The following is a 19,450-nucleotide window of genomic DNA, read 5'->3' on the forward strand; positions in this document are numbered from 1 at the left end:
CCTGGTCACGGCCCGCCGACCAGGCGGGTCGTGGCCCACCGACTCGCCCGCTGGGCTCACAACTGCCGGGTGTCGATCACCTTGGCCAGCGCGACCAGCTTTCCGGTCGCCTGCGCCACCTCCGCCGCGGCGGTCCCCTCGGGGCTGGTCCAGCGCAGGCTGGCGAGCCGGTCCTCGGCGGCCAGCCAGCCCACCTCCGCGGCCGGGCCGCTGTTCGCGGTCCTCGGCAGCGTCCGCCGGTAAGCGATCTTGCCGAGCTTGGTGACCTTCGTCGCCCCGCTCGGCTGCACGTCGGCGGTGAACGTCGCCGCGTCGATCGACGTGTCCGTCACCGCGAGCGTCAGCTCCGGCAGCACCGCGCCCTGGGCACGGACCACGCAGGTGTGCGTGTCGCCCTGGTCGGTGGCGGCGGCCACGTCGAACGTGCCGCCGGTGTGCTCGGCGATCACCCCGAAGTCGAGCAGCCGGCACGCCCCGCCGGAGGAGGCGGCGGCGACCTCGGCCGCCGGCGGCGGGGGCGCCGGCACGGCCACCGGGGACCTGTCGTCGGCGCAGCCGGCGGCGAGCAGGACGGCCGAGGCGGCCAGCCAGGTACTACGGGCGCGCACGGGAAGACCTCCGCGGTCGGCGGCGGGGCCGGCCCGCCGGAGTTCCGTCGGACACCGTACGGGTCGGTCGGCGGGGACGGAAGGCCCCGGCTAGGTGCCCTTGCGGAGGATTCGGGTCACGACCTCCCCGTCGCCGGGCGTGAAGCATCCGTCGACCGGATGCCCGAGCGCGACCGCGAGCGCGGACGCGTGCAGGTCGACCGTGGCCTCGACGAGCTGCGCGAGGTTCTCCATCGACATCCGACCGCGCCACCATCCCACCGCCCACACGCCGGCGCCCACCACGGCCGCCGGCCACCACCGCAGGCCGAGGAGGAGATAGAGACCGCCCCAACCGGCCAGCCGGCCGGCGGCGGCGAACTCGGCCTGGGCCCGGACGAGGGCATTCCGAACCTCGTCCGGGACGGTCAGCCAGAGCCGGGGCCACGCGGAGGCGAGATCCAGGTCGTACACGGTCCGGATCCGCTCGTCCACCGCGTGCATCCGATCACCCATCCAGGTGGGCAGCCGCGGCTCGACCATCGAGATCCGGTCGCGGGCGGCGGCCAGCGCCGCGGTGTCCGGCACCTCCGGCGGCGGATCCGCGGGGCGCACGCCGCGCAGCACGCGGGCCTTCTCGATCAGCGCCTGCTCGTACCGGGTGACCACGCGCCGCCACCGGCGGCGACGCCGGTGCACGAAGGGCCGCCCGACCGGGCCCCAGGTGGCGGTCCAGGCGTAGGTCACCACCTGTCCCAACCCCTGCGCGAGCGCGGCGGCAGCCACCGCGCCGGTCACCACCGCGACGGCGAGGAGCGCAACCGCGCCGTTGCCGCGCCTGGTGGCCGACTCACCGAGCTGGTCGACGGCGGCGGCCAGCATGTCGACGTCCGACCACCGGCCGTGCCCGAGTCGGCCGGCCACCGCCACCGCGCCGACGAAGACCATCCCGGGCAGCAGGAGAGCCTGCAGCCACCGTTCGGCGAGCTTGCCCCCGAGTGAGGTGACGAACGCCGTCATCGGTCCAGCCGGAACAGCAGGAGCGGACGCGCCCAGACCGCGCACGACGGCGCGGCCGTGGCCCCGGGACGCCGGATCTCCGTCCGGTCACACAGGTTCCCCGGGCAGACGTACACCTCTTCGAGCGGTCGACCGGTGCCGATGGCGGGCAGGCCGGTGAACCCGTCCGGCGGGACCTCCCCGCCGCGCGCGGCGCCGAGCACACCGGTCAGGCCGTGCCGACGCAGGAGATCCGCCACCTCGTCCAGCGCCACCCGGACCGCTTCCTCGGTGGCGTCGTCGGCGCGTAACCGGGCCAGGACCGGCTCCGCCTCCGGACCGGTGAGGTCGACGAGGTCGGCGACGTCGACCATGTCCGCGCAGACACGTGCCACGTCCGCGGCCGTCGGGTCGCTGATCCGGCGACCTGGTGGCCGCTGCACGTGGCTCATCCGCATCCGTTCCCGTCCCGCCGCAGGTGGGTCGACCGCCCGTCTGACCTTCGCCCGGGCGTACGACAGAACCGACAGTAGTGCTCGGCGCCAACGGCTGCGACGATCGACATCGGTGAGTCGCGACGTCAACGGGGAGGGGCATGACATCCGACCACGATCTGGTGGCCGCGCGTCTGTGGGAGGGGGTCCGCCTGCTCCAGGCGTACCCGGACGACCATGATCCCGGCCGGCTGGACCGCGCCGAGTCGCTGCTGCGTTGGGTCCTGCGACACGGGTCCCGCGAGTCCCGCCCGGGCGTCGCGCAGAACCTCGCGGTCGTCGCCGTGCTGAGGTGGGGGAACGATCGGCGGCGACGCCACCTGGACGAGGCCGTCGACCTGCTCCGGTTCGCGCTCGCCGCCACCGACGAGCCGGGCCTCGAATCGCTGTGCCGCTACCAGCTCGCCACGACTCTGCGGCGGTACGACGGCCCGGACGAGTTGGACGAGTCGATCGACCTCTTCCGCCGGCTCGTGCGGTCCCCCACCGACAGGCAACCCGACCTCGACCATCTCGTCGGTGCCGCGGAGGCCCTCCAGGGCCGCTACCGGTCCGGCCGGCGGCGGTCCACCGACCTGGCCGAGGCCGTCGACCTGTACGGGCGGGTGCTCGCCGTGGCCGCGCCGGAGCACCCGCGCCGGGCCGCCTGGCTGCGTGCCTGGTCGGACGGACTGGCGATCCGGTGGGAGGCCGGGGGTTCCGAGACGCTGGTCGACGAGATGGTGGAGGCCTGGCGGGCGATGCTCGACCTGCACCCCGCCGGCGTCCCCGACCACGCCTTCTGTCAGTTCGGCCTGGGTGAGACCCTGCTGCGGCGGTTTCGGCTCGGCCACGATCCGGTGGATCTGGAGGAGGCCGTGGTCCTGCTCCACCAGGCCGTCCGGGCGACCGCGGCGGATGACGGCGACGCCGTGCCGATCAGGGTGGTGATGTCCGAGGCGTTGATGGCCCGGGCCGGCCTGACCGGCGACACCGCGAATCTCGACGCCGCGTCGGCCGTGCTGGAGGCCACCGACGCGGTCGACGACCCCGACCACCCCCACCACGTCGCCGTACTGCTCCAGTCGGCTGGGGTGCGGCTGCTGGCGTACCAGCTCAACGGCGCTCTCCCGGCCCTGGACGAGGCGATCGGCTACGGACGACGGGCCCTCGCGGCGGCCGGGGACGACGACACCATGAACCTGACGGCTGCCGGCGGGCGGCTCGCCGAGGCGCTGCGGCACCGTTACGAGGTGGCCGGCACACCCGCCGACCTGGACGAGGCGATCGACGCGCTGCGCGCGGTGCTGACCCGGCTCCCCGACGGCAACCGCACGTCGGCGGTGGCCCAGCTCGCGGTCTGCCTGCTCACCCGGGCCGAGACCACCCGGCACACCGCGGACTGCGAGTACGCGGTCGAACTCCTCCGTGGCGAGCTGGCCCGCCTGGAGCGGGACGGGACGCCGAACCACCACCGGCGGCTGACCCTGCGCCATCTCGGTGCCGCCCTGACGCAGCTCTACCACCGTCGGCACGAGCCGGAGCTCCTCGCCCAAGCCGCCGACGCCTACCTGGCCATTCCGGCGGACGTCGACGAGGGGCATCCCGACTCGATCGCGGCCGTCGTCGACACGGCCGACCTGGCCCAGATCATCCACCGGGAGACCGGTGACGTGGATTCGCTGGACCTGGCGGTCGGCCTCCTCCGGCGCGTGCTCACCCTCGCCGGGCGGGCCGATCCGCAGCGCCGGGTGCTCGTCGACAAGCTCGGCTACGCGCTCCGCAAGCGCTACGACGCCCGGGGCGAACCCGCCGACCTGCACGAGTGCATCGAGCTGATGCGGGAGGCGACGGCTCTGTTCCCGGCCCGGCATCCCGGTCAGATGGCGTCCCGGTTCTCGCTCGTCCAGGCGCTGCGCGCCGAGCACCTGCGCACCGGCGAGCCGGGCCCGTTGCGGGAGGCGGAACGGGTGGCGACTGTCGCCACCGGCGTCGAGGCGGCACCGGTTTCCCGGCGGGTCGAGGCGCAGGCGGCGCTCGGCTACGTACGCGCCTCACTCGGTCGTTGGGAGGATGCGACCGACGCGCTGGCCACGGCGGTGGCGCTGCTGCCCCGGCTCGCCTCCCGCGACCGCCTGCGGGTCGACCAACACCACGACCTGGCCGAGACCGCCGGGGTCGCCGGCGGGGCCGCCGCGCTCGCGCTCACCGCCGGACGACCGGAGCGCGCCCTCGAACTCCTGGAGCAGGCGCGCGGGGTGCTGTTGGGTCGGCGTCTCGCCGCCCGGGGCGGCCTGGCGGCGCTGTGGCTCGCCGATCCCGATCTGGCCCGGGAGTACGTGCGGCTACGCCGGGAGATGGACGCCCCGGAGCCGGGCGGGCGGGGCGCGGAGCTCGGCAGGTACGACGGCGGCCGGGATCGGGAGGCGGAGTGGACGGCGCTGGTGCGGCGGGTCCGCGCCCTGCCCGGCCTGGCGGACTTCCTGCGTCCGGCCACCGCCGCCGAGCTGCTGGCCGGGGTCGGCGAAGAGCCCGTGGTGGTGATCACGCCGAGCCTGTACCGCTGTGACGCACTCGTCCTGCGCCGCGGCCACCTGGCGGTGCTGCCGCTGCCCGAACTGAGCCTACGGACGGCCACCGAGAACGTCGACCGGCTGCGGACGGCGACCGGGCGGGCCCACGACCCCGGTGTGCGGGCCCGCGACCGGCTGGCGGCCCAGCAGGTCGTACGGGAGATCCTGGACTGGCTGTGGCGGGTCGCCGTGCGGCCGGTCCTCGACCACCTGGGGCTCGCCGCCGTCGTGGGCGAATCCGCCGTCCGCCCCCGGCTGTGGTGGTGCCCCACCGGCCCGATGGCGTTCTTTCCGCTGCACGCGGCCGAGCCGGCTCCGCCGGCCGGAACGGCACGGGACGGCGCGTTGGATCGGGTGGTCTCCTCCTACACCCCGACGGTCGAGGCGCTCCGCCGACTGCGTTCGGCCCAGCCGGACGGCCGGGGCGGGACCCGCACCTACGTGGTGGCCATGCCCGAGACCCCTGGGGGTTTCCCGCCGTTGCCCGCCGCGCTGCGGGAGGCGGAGGCGGTCGCCGCCGCCCGGGGAGACGTGGAGATCGACACAGGCGCGGCGGCGACCCGCGAGCGGGTGCTCCACGGCCTGTCCACCGCCACCCACGTCCACCTCGCCTGCCACGCGCTCGGCGATCCGTACGACCCGGCGACGGGCCGGCTGCTCAGCCACGACCACGCCGAGCATCCGCTGACCGTCGGCGACATCGCCAACCTCGGGCTGGAGCACAGCCAGCTCGCGTTCCTGGCCGCCTGCTCCACCGCACGGTCCACCCCGGAACTCGCCGACGAGGCGGTGCACATCACCGGGGCGTTCCAGATCGCCGGCTTCCGGCACGTGATCGGCACGCTGTGGGAGACCGACGACGACGCCTCGCTGGAGATCGCCCGGCGCTTCTACCCGGCGGCGGCGGCCCGGCCCCCGGCGTACGCGCTGCACGAGGCGGCCCGCGCGCTACGCGACCGGTATCGGCTCAGCCCCACGCTGTGGGCCACGCACGTGCACGTGGGCCCGTGACCGCGCCCGGGTCGACCGTGGGCCGCTCGCGTCCCGGGGTGCCGTCATCGGCCGCCGGTCGTCGCGACCAGTGCCCGCACCTGCTGGGTCTGCGGATGCCCGGGCCCGAGGGCCCGCTCGCAGGCGGCGAGGCACTCGCGGGCCTCCCGCCTGGCCCGTGTCCGCTGCCCGTCGGCAACGAGCGCCTCCACCAGCCCGACCCGGGCCGCGAGCGTCAGCGGATGCTCGGCGCCGAACGTCCGGGTGAAGTCGGGTACGGCTGCGTCCAGCGTTCGTACCGCCTTGTCGGTCCGGCCGCTGCGGCTCAGGGCGTTCGCCAGCCCGTGCCGGGCGTGCAGGGTCACCGGGTCACGCCGGCCGAGTGCCTCCTCGGCGTCGGCCACCACCGCCGTGACGACGCGCAGCGCGTCACGGACGCGGTCGAGACTCATCAGCAACGTGGCGTGGTTGCTGCGGGCCTGGAGCGTGACCCGGGCCCGCTGCCCCTCGCTACGGCGGAGCCCGGCCACCACCTCGGTGCACAGCCGCTCGGCCTCGTGCAGGTCGCCCAACGAGTGCACCGCGCTCATCAGGCTCATCTTGCTGAGCAGGGTGCGCGAGGCGGTGGGTCCCTCCGAGCGCACCAGGCTCTCGGTGACCGCACGGTGCGTCCGTTCCGCCTCCTGGAGCCGGCCGAGCCGGTGCAACATCTCCCCCAGGTTGGTGCCGCTGGTGAGCGTGTCGGAGTGGTCGGGACCGAGGACCCGCCGCCGTCGGTCGTACACCTCCTGTTGCACCTTCGCCGCGTCGGCGTCCCGGCCCAGCGTCTGCAGGGCGAATCCGAGGCTGTGCTGGGTGGCCAGGGTGTCGGGGTGGTTCGGCCCGAGCGACGCCCGCTGCGCGCCGAGGACGGACCGGTACGTCGAGACGGCCTCCGCCACCTCGCCCTGTTTCATCAGGGTCTGCGCGTGGGCGCGGCCGGCCGCGATGGTGCGGGGGTCGGTGTCGCCGTACTCCTCGGCGGCGTAGTCCCGTCGCAGAGCCGAACTCATCGTCGGGCCGAGTGTGACCTCGATGATGGGATGTCCGTCCGGCGCTGTCCGGGACGTGACCGTGAACGGCGCGTCGGGGTCGTCGCCGACACGGGTTGGCCGCTGCTCCGCCGGCTTGCCGGACCGCCACAGCCGCTTCCAGAACCCGCTCATGGACGCATCCTCCGATAGCCTGTGGGTCTCGGCGCACCACAATGGTCGCACCCGAGCGCAACCCTGCGTGTCGGCCCGGGCACGCGCCGAACGTGCCTCAGTCGGTCAGGTACGGACAGTGCCGGCAGCCCCGCCCGCAGCACGTGCCCCGGCGGGCCAGGAAACCGGCGCTGAGCACGAAGAGACCGGTCTCCGGGTCCGGGTAGCCGGCCTCCCCGGCGGCCAGCGCGGCGGCGTGCGCCGCCAGGATCCGCTCCCGCCCCGGGTGCGCCGGCGGCAGCCGCGACGGGTGCGGCTCGGTCAACGGCCGGTCAGCCAGCTCCTCACTCACCGCTGGAGTGTAAGGAGGGGCCCCCGGTTAACGTCTCCCGCATAGGCGGGGCCCCTTCTTAACGGCAGGTGTTAAGAGGGGGCCCCGCCTTACACCTCAGCCGTGCCGCGCGAACGCCTCGGCGATGGCGCCGGAGTCCGCGCCGGCGGCGAGCAGCAGCCGCAGCAGCACCTTCGCCTTGTACGGGTGGAGCAGCCCGCCGTCGACCAGCCCGCGCCGCCGCAGGTCCCGCTCCGAGCCGACCGCGCCGTAGGTGTCCCGCAGCACCGACCCGGCCCCGGTGCGCGAGGTCAGCACCACCGGCATCCGTCCGGCCAGCGCGCCCAGCGCCGGGGCGAACGCCGGCGGCACGTGCCCCACCCCGAACCCGGCCACCACCAGCCCGTCCCGACCGGCGGCGAGCGCGTCGAGCAGCGCCACGTCGTCGTCCAGCGTGACCGTGTGCAGCGCCACCCGGACGGCGGCCAGCCGGTCGCGGCCCACCGCCGGCAGCGGCGCGTGCCGGGGCGGCCGGGTGAGCACGCGTACCCGCCCCTCGATCACGTGCCCGAGCGGCCCGGCGTCCGGCGAGGCGAACGTGGCCGTACCGGTGCTGTGGCTCTTGCGGACGAACCGCGCGGCGTGGATCTCGTCGTTCATCGCCACCAGCACGCCGAGGTCCCGCGCGGCCGGCGCGGCGGCGACCCGGACCGCCGCGAGCAGGTTCGCCGGCCCGTCCGGGCCGGCGAGTGTCGGGTTGCGCATCGCGCCGGTGAACACCAGCGGCGCGGCGCGCGCCCAGACCAGGTCGGCCAGGAACGCGGTCTCCTCCAGCGTGTCGGTGCCCTGGGTGACCACCACGCCGGTCGCCCCGCCGTCGACCGCCGCAGCCGCCGCGTCCACCAGGTCGAGGATCTGCCGGTACGCGAGCGCGGCGCTGGGCACCGCCTCGACGTCACGCACGTCGAGTGGGATGTCGGCGAGCCCGGGTACGGCGGCGGTGAGGTCGGCGCCGGTGAGCCGGGTGACCACTCCCCCGGCGCCGGTGCCGGCCATCGCGATGGTCCCGCCGAGCGTGAACAGTGCGACGCTCATCCGCCGGCCCGCCGCGCGAACAGGAACGCCTGGGGCTGGCGCTCCGCGCCGACCGGCGCCCGGAGCAGCGTGGCCGTGACCGTGAGTCCGGCGGCGGTGAGCTGCTCGGTGAGCCGCTCCGGTGACAGCCAGTGCACGTCGTACGCGACCGCGTGCCCGTAGGCCCGAGCCCGCCGGTCGACCCGGTCGCCGGCCTTCACCGCGAGCAGCAGGTGGCCGCCCGGGACGAGCGCCCGGTGGAAGCCGGCAAAGACCTCGGGCAGCAGCTCCGGCGGGAGGTGGATGATCGAGTACCAGGCGACGAGCCCGGCCAGGGACGCGTCGGTCGCGACCGACTCCGTCATCGAGCCGACGTCGAAGCGCAGCTCCGGGTGGGCCCGGCGGGCCACCGCCACCATGCCGGGCGACAGGTCGACGCCGGCCACGTCGAGGCCGAGACGGCGCAGGTGGGCGGTGACCCGGCCGGTGCCGCAGCCGACCTCCAGCACCGGTCGATCCGGCCCCACCGTTTCGGCGAACGCGGTCAGTACGGCCCGGTCCAGCGGCGGCTCCGCCACGTCGGGCAGCAGCCGCGCGTAGTCCTCGGCGACGGTGTCGTAGGTGTCCCGGGTCTCGGCCAGCCAGCGCGGTTCGGCCACCCCGCGACCCTACCGGCCCGCTCCGCCCCACCCCATCCCTCCACCCCCACGCTCGCTTTCCCGGAAAGCGTGGCCATTCGGGCCCGGATGACCACGCTTTCCGCGAAACAGGGCGGACGGGTGGTGGGTGGGGTCGGGATGTGGACGGGGCGGACCGCGAGATCCGGGGTGGCGTGGCGCTGTTACCGTCGCCGCGACCGTCCAAGGAGGACAGATGACGAGATCGGCCGCGACGATCGTGGTCGCCGGCGCGCTGTTGGCCGTCGCCGGCTGCGGCACCGACGAGACGGCGACGCCTGACGAACTGCGCGACCCCTGCGCGCTGCTCCCGGCCGACCTGCTGACCCGGCTCGCGCCGGGCGCGTCGCCCAGCGCCTCGGCGAACCTCGGTGACCGCAGCGGCTCCCGGGAGTGCGCGGTCGACCTGACCAGCGGCACCACCATGCGCGGCGACCTGGTCGTCACCGTGGCCGTCGACGCCGAGGGCATGTACGACGACCGGTGGCGGCGGGACCGGTGCGCCCGGATCGGAAGCGACCTGACCGGCGGCGGACCGGGCGACAACTCCTGCGTGGCGGTGCGCCCGTGGGACGGCGGGGAGACCCGGTTCGACGGCTGGGCCTGGCGGGGTGACAGGTACGAGGTGCGCGTCGCGTACCAGGTGGTCGAGCCGAAGACGTTGCCGGCCGGCGCGGAGGCCGACCTGCGCGGGGTGCTGGCCGCCGCGATCGACTCGTTGCCCGCGGACTGACCGTCGGGCCGGCCGCGGCGGCCGTCAGCCGAACCAGGTGGCCGCCTGCCCGTGGCCCCGCGTCCAGGCCAGCGGTCGGCCGTCGAGCGCGAGCAGGTTGTGGAACCCGCCGTCCGGCGGGTCGGGGACGCCCGCCCCCGGCAGCAGGGTCGGGTCCTCGTTGGCGAGCCAGTGCCCGGGCAGCGTCCGGACCAACTCGGTGAAGGCCGTCCGGCGGGCCGGCGGCACCTGGTAGAGCACCGAACTGTGGAAGATCACCAGCGTCGCGCCGGCCGGGGCGCGGGCCGCCAGCGCCGGCAGGTCGTCGACCAGGTCACCGCGGACCAGCAGCGGTGGGTCGGCCCCAGCGACCGCCGCCGCCGCGCGCAGCCGTTGGCGCCGGTGCGTGTGTTCGGGCCAGATCAACGCGTCCAGCCAGGCCAGGTCCGCCGGGTCGGTGACGTCGAGCGGGTTCATGTCGAGCCCGGCCCGCCACACCACCTCCGGCCGCCGGTCCGGCGGGGCGACGCCGGTGAGCATGCAGTCGAGCACCGGCTCGCCGTCGCCGATCCGTCGGTCGCCGTAGCGGTACGCGTACCGGTCCGGGTAGAGGCACAGGCCGGCGGAGGCGCCCACCTCCAGCAGCGCCAGCGGCTGCGGCAACGCGGCGAGCACCGGCAGCAGCACCGCGCAGCGGCCGGCCTCGTTGGTCTGCGTGGCCCGGGCCCGCATCTGCGCCGCGATCTCCGGCCAGTGCGCCAGCACGTGCGCGCGGAACGCCGCCGGGTCGTCCACCGGGCCGCCGCGCAACCGGACCACACCGAAGAGCAGGTTCGGCTGACGCTTCGCCGGCGGCAACGTGTCGAGCATCGCGAGCAGTTCCGGGTCGCGCGCCACGGCCCGCGACAACCGTTCGTACGCCGGGGACAGGCCGTGTGCCTCGCGGTCGGCGAACGCCTGATAGATGTCGGCCGTGCTCATCGCCTGAGCATCGCAGCTCCTCGCGTACTCGGGTCTGTGACCGTGCACACCTAACGTGCGTCGGGCCGACGTCGGCGGAGACCGCGAGAGATCTCCTCCAGATGGCATTGCTGGTGCTGACGGACCATCGCCTCCCAGACCTCCTGGTCGAAGTCCGGGTCGGGCGGGATCCAACGGTGGGAGCCATCGCAGTAGTGGAAGCGTTCGTCGCCCCGGCTGATGGCACTCATCGCACCCACCCGAGGAAGCGGCGGTGCAACAGCCCGGCCGAGACCCAGGTCAGATCCTCGGTCGCCCAGACCAGATAGGACCCCATGTAGAGGGCCAGCGACAGGGGCACTCCGGCGAACTCCACCCGCAGCTCATGGCGTCGGGTCGCGCAGGGCCAGGGTGCGCCGCATCCACCGCAGCTCCAAGCCGGCAATACCGGCACGTGGGCAGTCACGTCTCTTCCTCCCCAGGCCAGTGACCACTACGGATCGGGATGCGGTGACGGGCGCGGCATGGCAGGTCGGCACCGCATCGACAGATACGCCGCCACCGCTGCCATGACCAGACCGGACGGTGTCGCCGGGCGAGGGTCAACGCGACCGCCACCAGGTACTCCTCGTACGACACCCGGTTACGCAAGAGGTCTCCTGCCGTAGCCCACCGCTGCCATGCACGGCTAATTTTGCGCGCGCATTTTCGGATGGTCAACCATCTACGCGCATGCAAATTGGCGTGTCGCGTTCCCCACGGCCACTCTGAGCGGAACAATCACCGCCATGGAAAGCCCGACGTTCGTTCGCTTCCAACTTGGCTCGCAGTTGCGCCAGGCCAGAGAGCAGGCTGATGTCACCGCCGAGCAGGCCGCCGACATCATCGAGGTCACCGCGAGCACACTTCGACGGATCGAGGCAGGCCGTGTCGGCATCAAGGGGCCGGCGCTGAACGCTCTGCTGGACCGTTACGGCGTGACCGACATCGAGTTGCGCGAGACGTTGCTGTCGATGGCACGCACCGGCAAGCAACGCGGCTGGTGGGCGAAGTACGGAGACCTGCCCTCGTCGTACCGGCAATACATCGGCCTGGAATCCGCAGCCGAGGAGGTACAGAACTTCGAGACGCTTGTCGTACCCGGCCTGCTCCAGACGCCGGCATACACGCGGGCGATGATGGCGGAGGACGCCTTCGAGCCATCACCCGACGCGGTCGAGAGGCGAGTTGCCGTCCGAACGCACCGCCAAGAGCTGATCTCCTCTGGCAAGCTCCGCCTCGTGGCCGTACTGGATGAAGCTGTCCTCCAACGCCAGATCGGCGGGGCTGCCGTCATGGCCGACCAGCTCACCGCCTTGCTCGATGCGAGCAGCCGGTGGAACGTCACGATTCAGGTGATCCCGTTCCGGGAAGGCGCGTACGCCTCCATGCTGTCCAGCTTCCACATCCTCAACTTCGCCGACGGCCCGAGCGTGGTCTACATCGAGGGCCTGACGGGTGACCTCTATGCGGAGGGCGAGGATGTACGCCGCTGTACGGTGGTGTTCAACAGCCTGCGCGCAGCGGCCTTGTCACCCACTGACTCGGCCGCGATGATCGAGGAAATCCGAGGCGCGCGGCTCACCGAGTAGGAGGCGGACGTGGACTCGCAGTGGCGCAAGAGCAGCCGGAGCGGCAGCAACGGAGCCTGCGTCGAAGCTAGGTACGTCAACATGACGGTTGAAGTCCGCGACAGCAAGAACCCCTCGGCCCCCAACCTCGGGCTCCCCCGCCAGAGCTGGGTGGCCTTCATCGCTGGGCTGAAAGCCAGCCGGTAGGACCCAGAAAGGCAAGCGGGGCGCACGCCTTCGCGTACGCCCCGGCCCTTCAACTAGCGTGCGTCGCGGGGCGGATTCGGATCGTTGCCGTAGCTGTCTCGCTCACGGATCTGACCGTCTCTGCCGTGAAGGTAGAACTCCGTCTGGTCCGCCCGAGCCGCCGGTCGCCCCGCCCTCTCGGCTTCCGCCTGGGTAGCGTGCACCGACGATGCCCGCTGATTTCCCTCTCGAACCACAGCCCAGTCGCCCGTCCCGAGGGACGACGTGCACTGGCTTCGCCTTACCAGGCATAACTCCTCCGTTCCTACTCGATCAACTTGCCTGACCGAGCCGGGAGGAGCGAAGATCTGTCTCTGCAAGGAACAGGTCGGGCTCCGTCCCGGCTCACGAGCCCCGGGCGTTGGAGCGCCCGGGGCTCGTTGCTTTTGTCAGCTGCAACCGCTGGTGGAGCCGCAGCCCTCGCAGACGTAGCAGCTACCGGCCGGGCGCATCTTGGTGCCGCAGGTGAAGCAGAGCGGCGCGTCCGCGGCCTTGCCGATCACGGCTTCCAGCAGTTCGGTGCTGGAACCCACCGCCGGCGCCGGCTTGGCGGCGGCGACATTCGCCGTCTCCTGTGCCGGCTGGGCCACCGGGCCGGTCTTCGGCTCGGGCGCCTCGACCGGGGCGGAGGCGGCCATCGCGGTGAGGTCCGCACCGCTCGCCTCCGCCTCCGCCTCGGCCCGGAGCTGGGCGGCCCGCTCCTTGGCGGTGAAGATGCCCAGCTCCGCGCGGCGCTCGTACGGCAGGAAGTCCAGCGCCAGGCGACGGAAGATGTAGTCCATCACCGAGGCGGCCATCCGCACGTCCGGGTCGTCGGTCATGCCGGCCGGCTCGAAGCGCATGTTGGTGAACTTGCTGACGTACGTCTCCAGCGGGACGCCGTACTGGAGACCGATGGAGATGGCCACCGAGAAGGCGTCCATCACGCCGGCCAGGGTCGAGCCCTGCTTCGACATCTTGAGGAAGACCTCGCCGAGGCCGTCGTCCGGGTAGGACGAGGCGGTGAGGTAGCCCTCGGCGCCGCCGACCGAGAACGAGACCGTCTGCGACGGGCGCTTCTTCGGCAGCCGCTTGCGCACCGGGCGGTACTCGACGACCTTCTCCACGACCTTCTCGGCCTCGGCCACCGGGGCCGGGGTCTCGGCGGCGCCCTTGTTCGGCTTGGCGACCGACAGCGGCTGACCCACCTTGCAGTTGTCCCGGTAGATCGCCAGCGCCTTGAGGCCGAGCTTCCAGCCCTCGAAGTAGATCTTCTCGACGTCCGCGACGGTGGCCTGCTCCGGCATGTTGACCGTCTTGGAGATGGCGCCGGAGATGAACGGCTGGACCGCCGCCATCATCCGCACGTGCCCCATCGGCGCGATGGACCGCTCGCCCATGGCGCAGTCGAAGACCGGGTAGTGCTCCGGCTTCAGGCCGGGGGCGTCCACCACGTGCCCGTGGTCGGCGATGTGCTCGACGATCGCCTCGACCTGCTCCTCGGGGTAGCCGAGGCTGCGCAGCGCGCGCGGGACGGTCTGGTTGACGATCTGCATCGAGCCGCCGCCGACCAGCTTCTTGAACTTGACAAGCGCCAGGTCCGGCTCGACGCCGGTGGTGTCGCAGTCCATCATCAGGCCGATGGTGCCGGTCGGGGCGAGCACGCTGGCCTGCGAGTTGCGCCAGCCGTTCCGGTCGCCGAGCTTGTTGCCGAGCGTCCACTGCTTCGTCGCCTCGCGCTGCACGGCGGTGCCCACGGTGCCGGTCGGCTTGATGCTGTCGTTGGCGGCGGCGTGCTTGCGCATGACGCGCTTGTGCGGCTCGGCGTTGCGGGCGTAGCCGTCGTACGGGCCGACGATGCCGGCCAGCTCGGCGGAGCGGCGGTAGGCGGTGCCGGTCATCAGCGAGGTGATCGCCGCGGACACCTCCCGCCCCTGCTCCGAGTCGTACGGCAGGCCGGAGGCCATCAGCAGCGCGCCCAGGTTGGCGTACCCGATGCCGAGCTGCCGGTAGGCGCGGGTGGTCTCCCCGATCTTCTCGGTCGGGAAGTCGGCGAAGCAGATCGAGATGTCCATCGCGGTGATGACGAACTCGACCGACCGGACGAACTTCTCCACCTCGAAGCCGCCGTCGGCGCGGAGGAACTTCATCAGGTTCAGCGAGGCCAGGTTGCACGAGGAGTTGTCCAGGTGCAGGTACTCCGAGCACGGGTTCGACGCGGTGATCCGCCCGGTCTCCGGGCAGGTGTGCCAGTCGTTGATGGTGTCGTCGTACTGCAGGCCCGGGTCGGCGCACTCCCAGGCGGCCTGGGAGATGGTGTGGAACAGCTTCTTGGCGTCGATCGTCTCGATGGTCTGCCCGTCGAGCCGGCCGCGCAGGTCGAAGCCGCCGCCGTTCTCCACCGCGGTCATGAACTCGTCGGAGACGCGGACCGAGTTGTTGGCGTTCTGGTACTGCACGCTGACGATGTCGGCGCCGCCCAGGTCCATGTCGAACCCGGCGTCCCGCAGCGCGCGGATCTTGTCCTCCTCGCGCGCCTTGGTCGCCACGAACTCCTCGATGTCCGGGTGGTCCACGTCGAGGATGACCATCTTGGCCGCGCGCCGGGTGGCGCCACCGGACTTGATGGTGCCGGCGGAGGCGTCCGCGCCGCGCATGAAGCTGACCGGACCGGAGGCGGTGCCGCCGGAGGAGAGCAGCTCCTTCGAGGACCGGATGCGGGAGAGGTTCACCCCGGCGCCCGAGCCGCCCTGGAAGATCCGCCCCTCCTCCTTGTACCAGTCGAGGATCGAGTCCATCGAGTCGTCGACGGCCAGGATGAAGCAGGCGCTGACCTGCTGCGGCGACGGCGTGCCGACGTTGAACCAGACCGGCGAGTTGAAGCTGAACACCTGGTGCAGCAGCATCCAGGTCAGCTCGTGCGCGAACACCTCGGCGTCGGCCGGGGAGGCGAAGTAGCCGTACTCCTCACCGGCGGTGCGGTAGGTGTCGACCACCCGGTCGATCAGCTGCTTGAGCGACCACTCCCGCTCCGGGGTCCCCACCGCGCCCCGGAAGTACTTCGTGGTCACGATGTTGGCCGCGTTGACCGACCAGGACTCGGGGAACTCCACCCCGCGCTGCTCGAAGTTGATCGAGCCGTCCCGCCAGTTCGTCATGACGACGTCGCGGCGCTCCCAGGCGACCTCGTCGTAGGGATGCACCCCCTCGGTCGTCCAGACGCGCTCGGTCTTCAGCCCCGCCCCGGCCTTGTTCCGTGACTTGCTGGTCGTCACGCCCTCGCCCCCTCGTCGGCACGGTCACCCACCGCGCCTGGTCGAACCTGTCAGAATCAGAGATGTCAGTTGATCGCGCCGGCGGTGTCGCCCGCCGGCGTGTCCGCGCCCCCCCGGGCGCGCGCGGCGGCCCGCAGCGTCTCGATCTCCCGCTCGAAGTCGGCGAGCGAGTCGAACGACCGGTAGACGCTGGCGAACCGCAGGTAGGCCACCTCGTCGAGGTCACGCAGCGGGCCGAGGATGGCCAGCCCCACGTCGTGGCTGGGAATCTCCGCCGCCCCCTTGGCGCGTACGGTCTCCTCGACCTTCTGTGCCAGCAGCGCGATCGAGTCGTCGTCGACCGGCCGGCCCTGGCACGCCTTGCGCACCCCACCGATGATCTTGGTGCGGCTGAACGGTTCGGTCACCCCGCTGCGCTTGACCACCGCGAGCACCGCCTCCTCGACGGTGGTGAACCGCTTGCCGCACTCCGGGCAGGACCGCCGCCGCCGGATGAGCTGGCCGTCGTCGGCCTCCCGCGAGTCGACGACCCGGGAGTCGGCGTGCCGGCAGTACGGACACCGCATCGCCCGACCTCCTTCATCGACCACGGGCACACCTACCGACTCCCGGGCACGCGTCGACCCGGCGGAGCCATCGTGGATGACCGTCGCCGGATGTGCGGTGCGGGAGTGCGTTCGGTAGTGGAAACCCAACCTGTAGGCAACTTACGCCCATGTGACTACTACATCTAGGGGTTGACCGTATGCCGTCCCCCAAGCGAGGTCAAGTTGGTCGGCGTGTCCGGCGCGTCACCCGTCGAGGAGCCCAACGCCGACCCGGCACCCTCGGTCACGGGGCGTCGGGATGGAACACCCGTTCGAGTGCGGCGTACCATTTATCAGAACAAGCGTTCGGAAATCCAGGATTTCGGCGCGACACGCCGACAGCAGGTCGTACAGATGTTTGAAAATGGCCGATCTCACCTATACGGTCGGACCACACGCACCACGAGCCGACGAGGCACCCAGCGCCGACCAGGGAGGACGGACGTGACCGAGGACCGGGCCAGCCGGCAGAAGAACCCGCAGCCGATCGACGGGGCGGGGCCGCCGGCGACCCGCCGACCCCGCGCCGCGCGCAGTCGGGCCGCCCAGCCCGCCGTGCGTCCGGTCACACCGGTGGTCAGCGCCTTCCCCGAACCGGCCACGGTCGACCTCACCGCCCGGCAGCGCCGGATCCTGGAGTTCATCCGCACCTGGGTCGAGCGCCACGGCTACCCGCCGAGCGTCCGCGAGATCGGCGAGGCGGTCGGCCTGGTCTCCCCGTCCAGCGTCGCCTACCAGCTCAAGGAGCTGGAGAAGAAGGGCTTCCTGCGCCGCGACCCGAACCGCCCGCGCGCGGTCGACGTCCGGGCCCCGAGCGACGTCGACGACGAGGCCGCCCGCGCGCAGCGTCCCGCCCCGGCGTACGTGCCGATGCTGGGCCGGATCGCCGCCGGTGGACCGATCCTCGCCGAGCAGGCCGTGGAGGACATCTTCCCGCTGCCCCGCGAGCTGGTCGGTGAGGGCGAGGTCTTCATGCTCCAGGTCAAGGGCGACTCGATGCTCGACGCGGCGATCTGCGACGGCGACTGGGTGGTCGTCCGGCAGCAGCCCAACGCCGAGGTCGGCGACATCGTGGCGGCCATGCTCGACGGCGAGGCGACCGTGAAGACCTACCGCCGCCGCGACGGGCACGTCTGGCTGATGCCGCAGAACCCGGCCTTCGACCCGATCCCGGGCGACGACGCCACCATCATGGGCCGCGTGGTGGCGGTGCTGCGCCGGATCTGACCCCGGCCGACTGACGCACGAGGGGTGACCGGTGGCCGGTCACCCCTCGTTCGCGTCGTGCTCAGTAGCGGTCGCCCCGGGGCTCCCGGCCACCGGGGACCGGCCCGTACTGACCGCGCTCGCCGTAACCGTCGTCGCGGCGCTCGCCGCGCGGGTCCCGGGGATCGCGCCGCGGCGGCTCGGCCCGGCCGCCGTCACCCCGCCGGCCACCACCGGGCTGCCCGCGGTGACCCGCGCCACCCGGACCGCCACCCCGGCCGCCCGGACGCGCACCACCCTGGCCGCCGCCTCCCCCGCCGCCGTAGACGCCGCCGCCCGAACCGCCCCGCTCGCCGGTGCCACCGCCACCGCCCGCGCCGCCGCCGTAGACGCCACCGCCCGGGGCACCGCCACCGCCCTGCGGCCGGCCACCCTGGGGACGGCCCCCGCCCGACCGGCCGCCGCCGCCCTGGGAAGCACCACCCGGTCGGCCGCCGCCCGGGGAGGCGCCGCCGCCCTGCGGACCGCCGCCCTGGGGACCGCCGACCTGGGGAACGCCGACCTGGCCACGACCGCCGCCCTGCGCAGCGCCGCCGCTCGGAGGCCGACCGCCGCCCTGGGCACCCCCTCCGTACACGGCGCCGCCCGGGGGCCGGCCCCCGCCGTACACCCCGCCGGCCGGGCGCTCCCCGGCTGCGGCACCGCCGTAGACGCCACCGCCCTGGGCGCCGCCGTAGACCCCGCCGCGTGGCGGTGCGTCCGGCCGGTTGCCGGGCGGGACGCCGCCGTTCACCGGGAACTCGTCGCTGCGCTCGGACTCGTCAGCCGGCGCGACGGGCGCCGGCCTGCGCCGGGCCCGCAGGATGCCGAAGACGCCGGCGCCGACGAGCAGCGCACCGAGCACCCCGACCGCGGCGATCAGGTACGTGATCTCGTCGAGCGACAGCCCTTCCAGCCAGGACTTCTCGGCGGCCGGCCGGGTCTCGACCTTGCCGCCGTTGGGCAACGCCTCCACACCTGTGGTGGCCGGTGTGTAGCCGAGGATGTCGATCGGGTCGGTCGGGTCGAGCGAGCCGCCGTCGGAGACGGTGACGAACGACTTGCCGTCGGAGGTGTAGGAGATCGCCTCGCCGAACGGGTCGGCCAACGGCGTCACCCGGGGCTTACCGCTGGTCAACGCCTTGAGGATGTCACCGTCGGCCACGTCGAACTCGAACGCGTCGGCGTACGTGCGCAGCACGACCTTGGCGCCGTCCGGCGAGCGAGCGGCGCCGGTGACCAGCAACCGTCCCGTTCCGCCGTACTTGTTCTCGGTGTTGGTCTTCGGCAGCGTGACCTCGCCGACCTTCTTCATCGGGATCGGCTCGGGGTCGCCGCCGGCCTTCAGCTTCGCGGTCGGGGTGAAGACCTCCGACTTGCCGGAGAGCTCCTTCGTGATCACCAGCGGCAGGTTGTCGTCGCCGACCAGCAGCGCCTCGGCGTCGTGCGGCTCCTTGCCCGGGTAGGCGAGCCGGTGCAGCACCGGTTCCTTCGACCCGGACAGCGGCATCGTCCAGACCGCGACGCGTTCCCGCCGGGTCTTCTTCTCGATGTTGTCGCCGGTGTCGGCGACCCAGAGCGTCTTGCGGTCCGGACCGAGCGCCAGGTCCTCGGTGTCGAGCGGGCCGTCCCCGGAGTAGCGGATCTCCTTGTCGACCTTGCACTTGGCGTCCAGGTAGAAGACGCGCTTGCGACTCGGGTCGTCGGAGCCGTCGTTGATGACGACGTACCCGTCGCCGGTGGCGACCAGGCCGGACAGCTCGCGGAGCCGGTCGTCGGCGACCGTGCACTTCTTCTTGGGAGCCGCGGCCAGCACCGGGGCCGCGGCGGGGGCCGCCGGGGCCGGCCCGGCCGGCGCCACGACCGCGCCGACCAGGCCGAGCGCGAGCGTGACCGAGGAGACAACGTGCCGCATGGCGCTCAGTGTCGCACGAGCCGGGTTTCGGGC

18 protein-coding genes are annotated in these 19,450 nt (G+C 73.1%); 5 read left to right on the forward strand and 13 right to left on the reverse strand.

What is annotated here, in order from left to right:
- Positions 1–56: 56 nt before the first annotated feature.
- From AB0B02_RS04765 to AB0B02_RS04775, 3 genes are all read right to left on the reverse strand, one after another.
- Positions 57–608, reverse strand: coding sequence for a hypothetical protein (locus tag AB0B02_RS04765; protein ID WP_281935371.1), 552 nt, complete (start codon positions 606–608; stop codon positions 57–59).
- 90 nt (positions 609–698) lie between these two features.
- Positions 699–1,607 (reverse strand): hypothetical protein, encoded by a 909-nt coding sequence (locus AB0B02_RS04770; RefSeq protein WP_357296792.1) that lies wholly within the window; start codon positions 1,605–1,607, stop codon positions 699–701.
- The gene (locus AB0B02_RS04775) at positions 1,604–2,038 is read right to left on the reverse strand and encodes a hypothetical protein (protein ID WP_357296794.1); all 435 of its coding nucleotides are present in this window, start codon (positions 2,036–2,038) and stop codon (positions 1,604–1,606) included. The genes AB0B02_RS04770 and AB0B02_RS04775 overlap by 4 nt, the downstream gene beginning before the upstream one ends.
- 143 nt (positions 2,039–2,181) lie before the next feature.
- Here AB0B02_RS04775 and AB0B02_RS04780 point away from each other — a divergent pair, with 143 nt between their 5' ends.
- A complete protein-coding gene (locus AB0B02_RS04780; protein WP_357296796.1) occupies positions 2,182–5,643 on the forward strand; it encodes a CHAT domain-containing protein in 3,462 nt (1,153 codons plus the stop codon).
- Between the two features lie 44 nt (positions 5,644–5,687).
- Here the strand turns inward: AB0B02_RS04780 and AB0B02_RS04785 are convergent, their stop codons facing one another.
- From AB0B02_RS04785 to AB0B02_RS04800, 4 genes are all read right to left on the reverse strand, one after another.
- Positions 5,688–6,827, reverse strand: a complete 1,140-nt coding sequence (locus AB0B02_RS04785) for a tetratricopeptide repeat protein (RefSeq protein WP_281935379.1) — start codon at positions 6,825–6,827, stop codon at positions 5,688–5,690.
- 97 nt (positions 6,828–6,924) lie between these two features.
- On the reverse strand, positions 6,925–7,158 hold the full coding sequence (locus AB0B02_RS04790; protein ID WP_281935381.1) for a DUF5522 domain-containing protein: 234 nt from the start codon (positions 7,156–7,158) through the stop codon (positions 6,925–6,927).
- A 96-nt stretch (positions 7,159–7,254) separates the two neighbouring features.
- Entirely contained in the window at positions 7,255–8,232 is a 978-nt protein-coding gene (locus AB0B02_RS04795; protein ID WP_357296799.1) for an asparaginase, read from the reverse strand.
- On the reverse strand, positions 8,229–8,870 hold the full coding sequence (locus AB0B02_RS04800) for a class I SAM-dependent methyltransferase (RefSeq protein WP_357296802.1): 642 nt from the start codon (positions 8,868–8,870) through the stop codon (positions 8,229–8,231). Before AB0B02_RS04800 ends, AB0B02_RS04795 begins: the two co-directional genes overlap by 4 nt.
- 214 nt (positions 8,871–9,084) lie before the next feature.
- Here AB0B02_RS04800 and AB0B02_RS04805 point away from each other — a divergent pair, with 214 nt between their 5' ends.
- On the forward strand, positions 9,085–9,621 hold the full coding sequence (locus AB0B02_RS04805) for a hypothetical protein (protein ID WP_281935388.1): 537 nt from the start codon (positions 9,085–9,087) through the stop codon (positions 9,619–9,621).
- Positions 9,622–9,645: 24 nt separating this feature from the next.
- Here AB0B02_RS04805 and AB0B02_RS04810 read toward each other — a convergent pair whose 3' ends face one another.
- Both AB0B02_RS04810 and AB0B02_RS04815 read right to left on the reverse strand, forming a co-directional pair.
- A complete protein-coding gene (locus AB0B02_RS04810; RefSeq protein ID WP_357296805.1) occupies positions 9,646–10,581 on the reverse strand; it encodes a DUF2332 domain-containing protein in 936 nt (311 codons plus the stop codon).
- A 226-nt stretch (positions 10,582–10,807) separates the two neighbouring features.
- Positions 10,808–10,936 carry a hypothetical protein gene (locus AB0B02_RS04815; RefSeq protein ID WP_281935391.1) on the reverse strand — a complete coding sequence of 43 codons (129 nt, stop codon included), beginning with the start codon at positions 10,934–10,936 and terminating at the stop codon, positions 10,808–10,810.
- A 412-nt stretch (positions 10,937–11,348) separates the two neighbouring features.
- On the opposite strand from AB0B02_RS04815, the gene AB0B02_RS04820 reads away from it, so the two are divergent.
- Both AB0B02_RS04820 and AB0B02_RS04825 read left to right on the forward strand, forming a co-directional pair.
- Positions 11,349–12,191, forward strand: a complete 843-nt coding sequence (locus AB0B02_RS04820; protein WP_281935393.1) for a helix-turn-helix transcriptional regulator — start codon at positions 11,349–11,351, stop codon at positions 12,189–12,191.
- Positions 12,192–12,200: 9 nt separating this feature from the next.
- A complete protein-coding gene (locus AB0B02_RS04825; protein WP_281935395.1) occupies positions 12,201–12,377 on the forward strand; it encodes a DUF397 domain-containing protein in 177 nt (58 codons plus the stop codon).
- Between the two features lie 53 nt (positions 12,378–12,430).
- Here the strand turns inward: AB0B02_RS04825 and AB0B02_RS04830 are convergent, their stop codons facing one another.
- From AB0B02_RS04830 to nrdR, 3 genes are all read right to left on the reverse strand, one after another.
- Positions 12,431–12,613 (reverse strand): DUF2188 domain-containing protein, encoded by a 183-nt coding sequence (locus tag AB0B02_RS04830; RefSeq protein WP_357296809.1) that lies wholly within the window; start codon positions 12,611–12,613, stop codon positions 12,431–12,433.
- Positions 12,614–12,805: 192 nt separating this feature from the next.
- Positions 12,806–15,670 carry a vitamin B12-dependent ribonucleotide reductase gene (locus AB0B02_RS04835; RefSeq protein WP_357296812.1) on the reverse strand — a complete coding sequence of 955 codons (2,865 nt, stop codon included), beginning with the start codon at positions 15,668–15,670 and terminating at the stop codon, positions 12,806–12,808.
- 65 nt (positions 15,671–15,735) lie between these two features.
- Entirely contained in the window at positions 15,736–16,236 is a 501-nt protein-coding gene (gene nrdR / locus AB0B02_RS04840; RefSeq protein WP_107159129.1) for a transcriptional regulator NrdR, read from the reverse strand.
- Between the two features lie 465 nt (positions 16,237–16,701).
- Here nrdR and lexA point away from each other — a divergent pair, with 465 nt between their 5' ends.
- The gene (gene lexA / locus AB0B02_RS04845; protein WP_281935403.1) at positions 16,702–17,484 is read left to right on the forward strand and encodes a transcriptional repressor LexA; all 783 of its coding nucleotides are present in this window, start codon (positions 16,702–16,704) and stop codon (positions 17,482–17,484) included.
- Between the two features lie 61 nt (positions 17,485–17,545).
- On the opposite strand, the gene AB0B02_RS04850 is transcribed toward lexA, so the two are convergent.
- Positions 17,546–19,417, reverse strand: coding sequence for a hypothetical protein (locus AB0B02_RS04850; protein WP_357296816.1), 1,872 nt, complete (start codon positions 19,415–19,417; stop codon positions 17,546–17,548).
- Positions 19,418–19,450: the final 33 nt, after the last annotated feature.

The organism is Micromonospora sp. NPDC049240 (assembly GCF_040647835.1).
Classification (GTDB): domain Bacteria; phylum Actinomycetota; class Actinomycetes; order Mycobacteriales; family Micromonosporaceae; genus Micromonospora.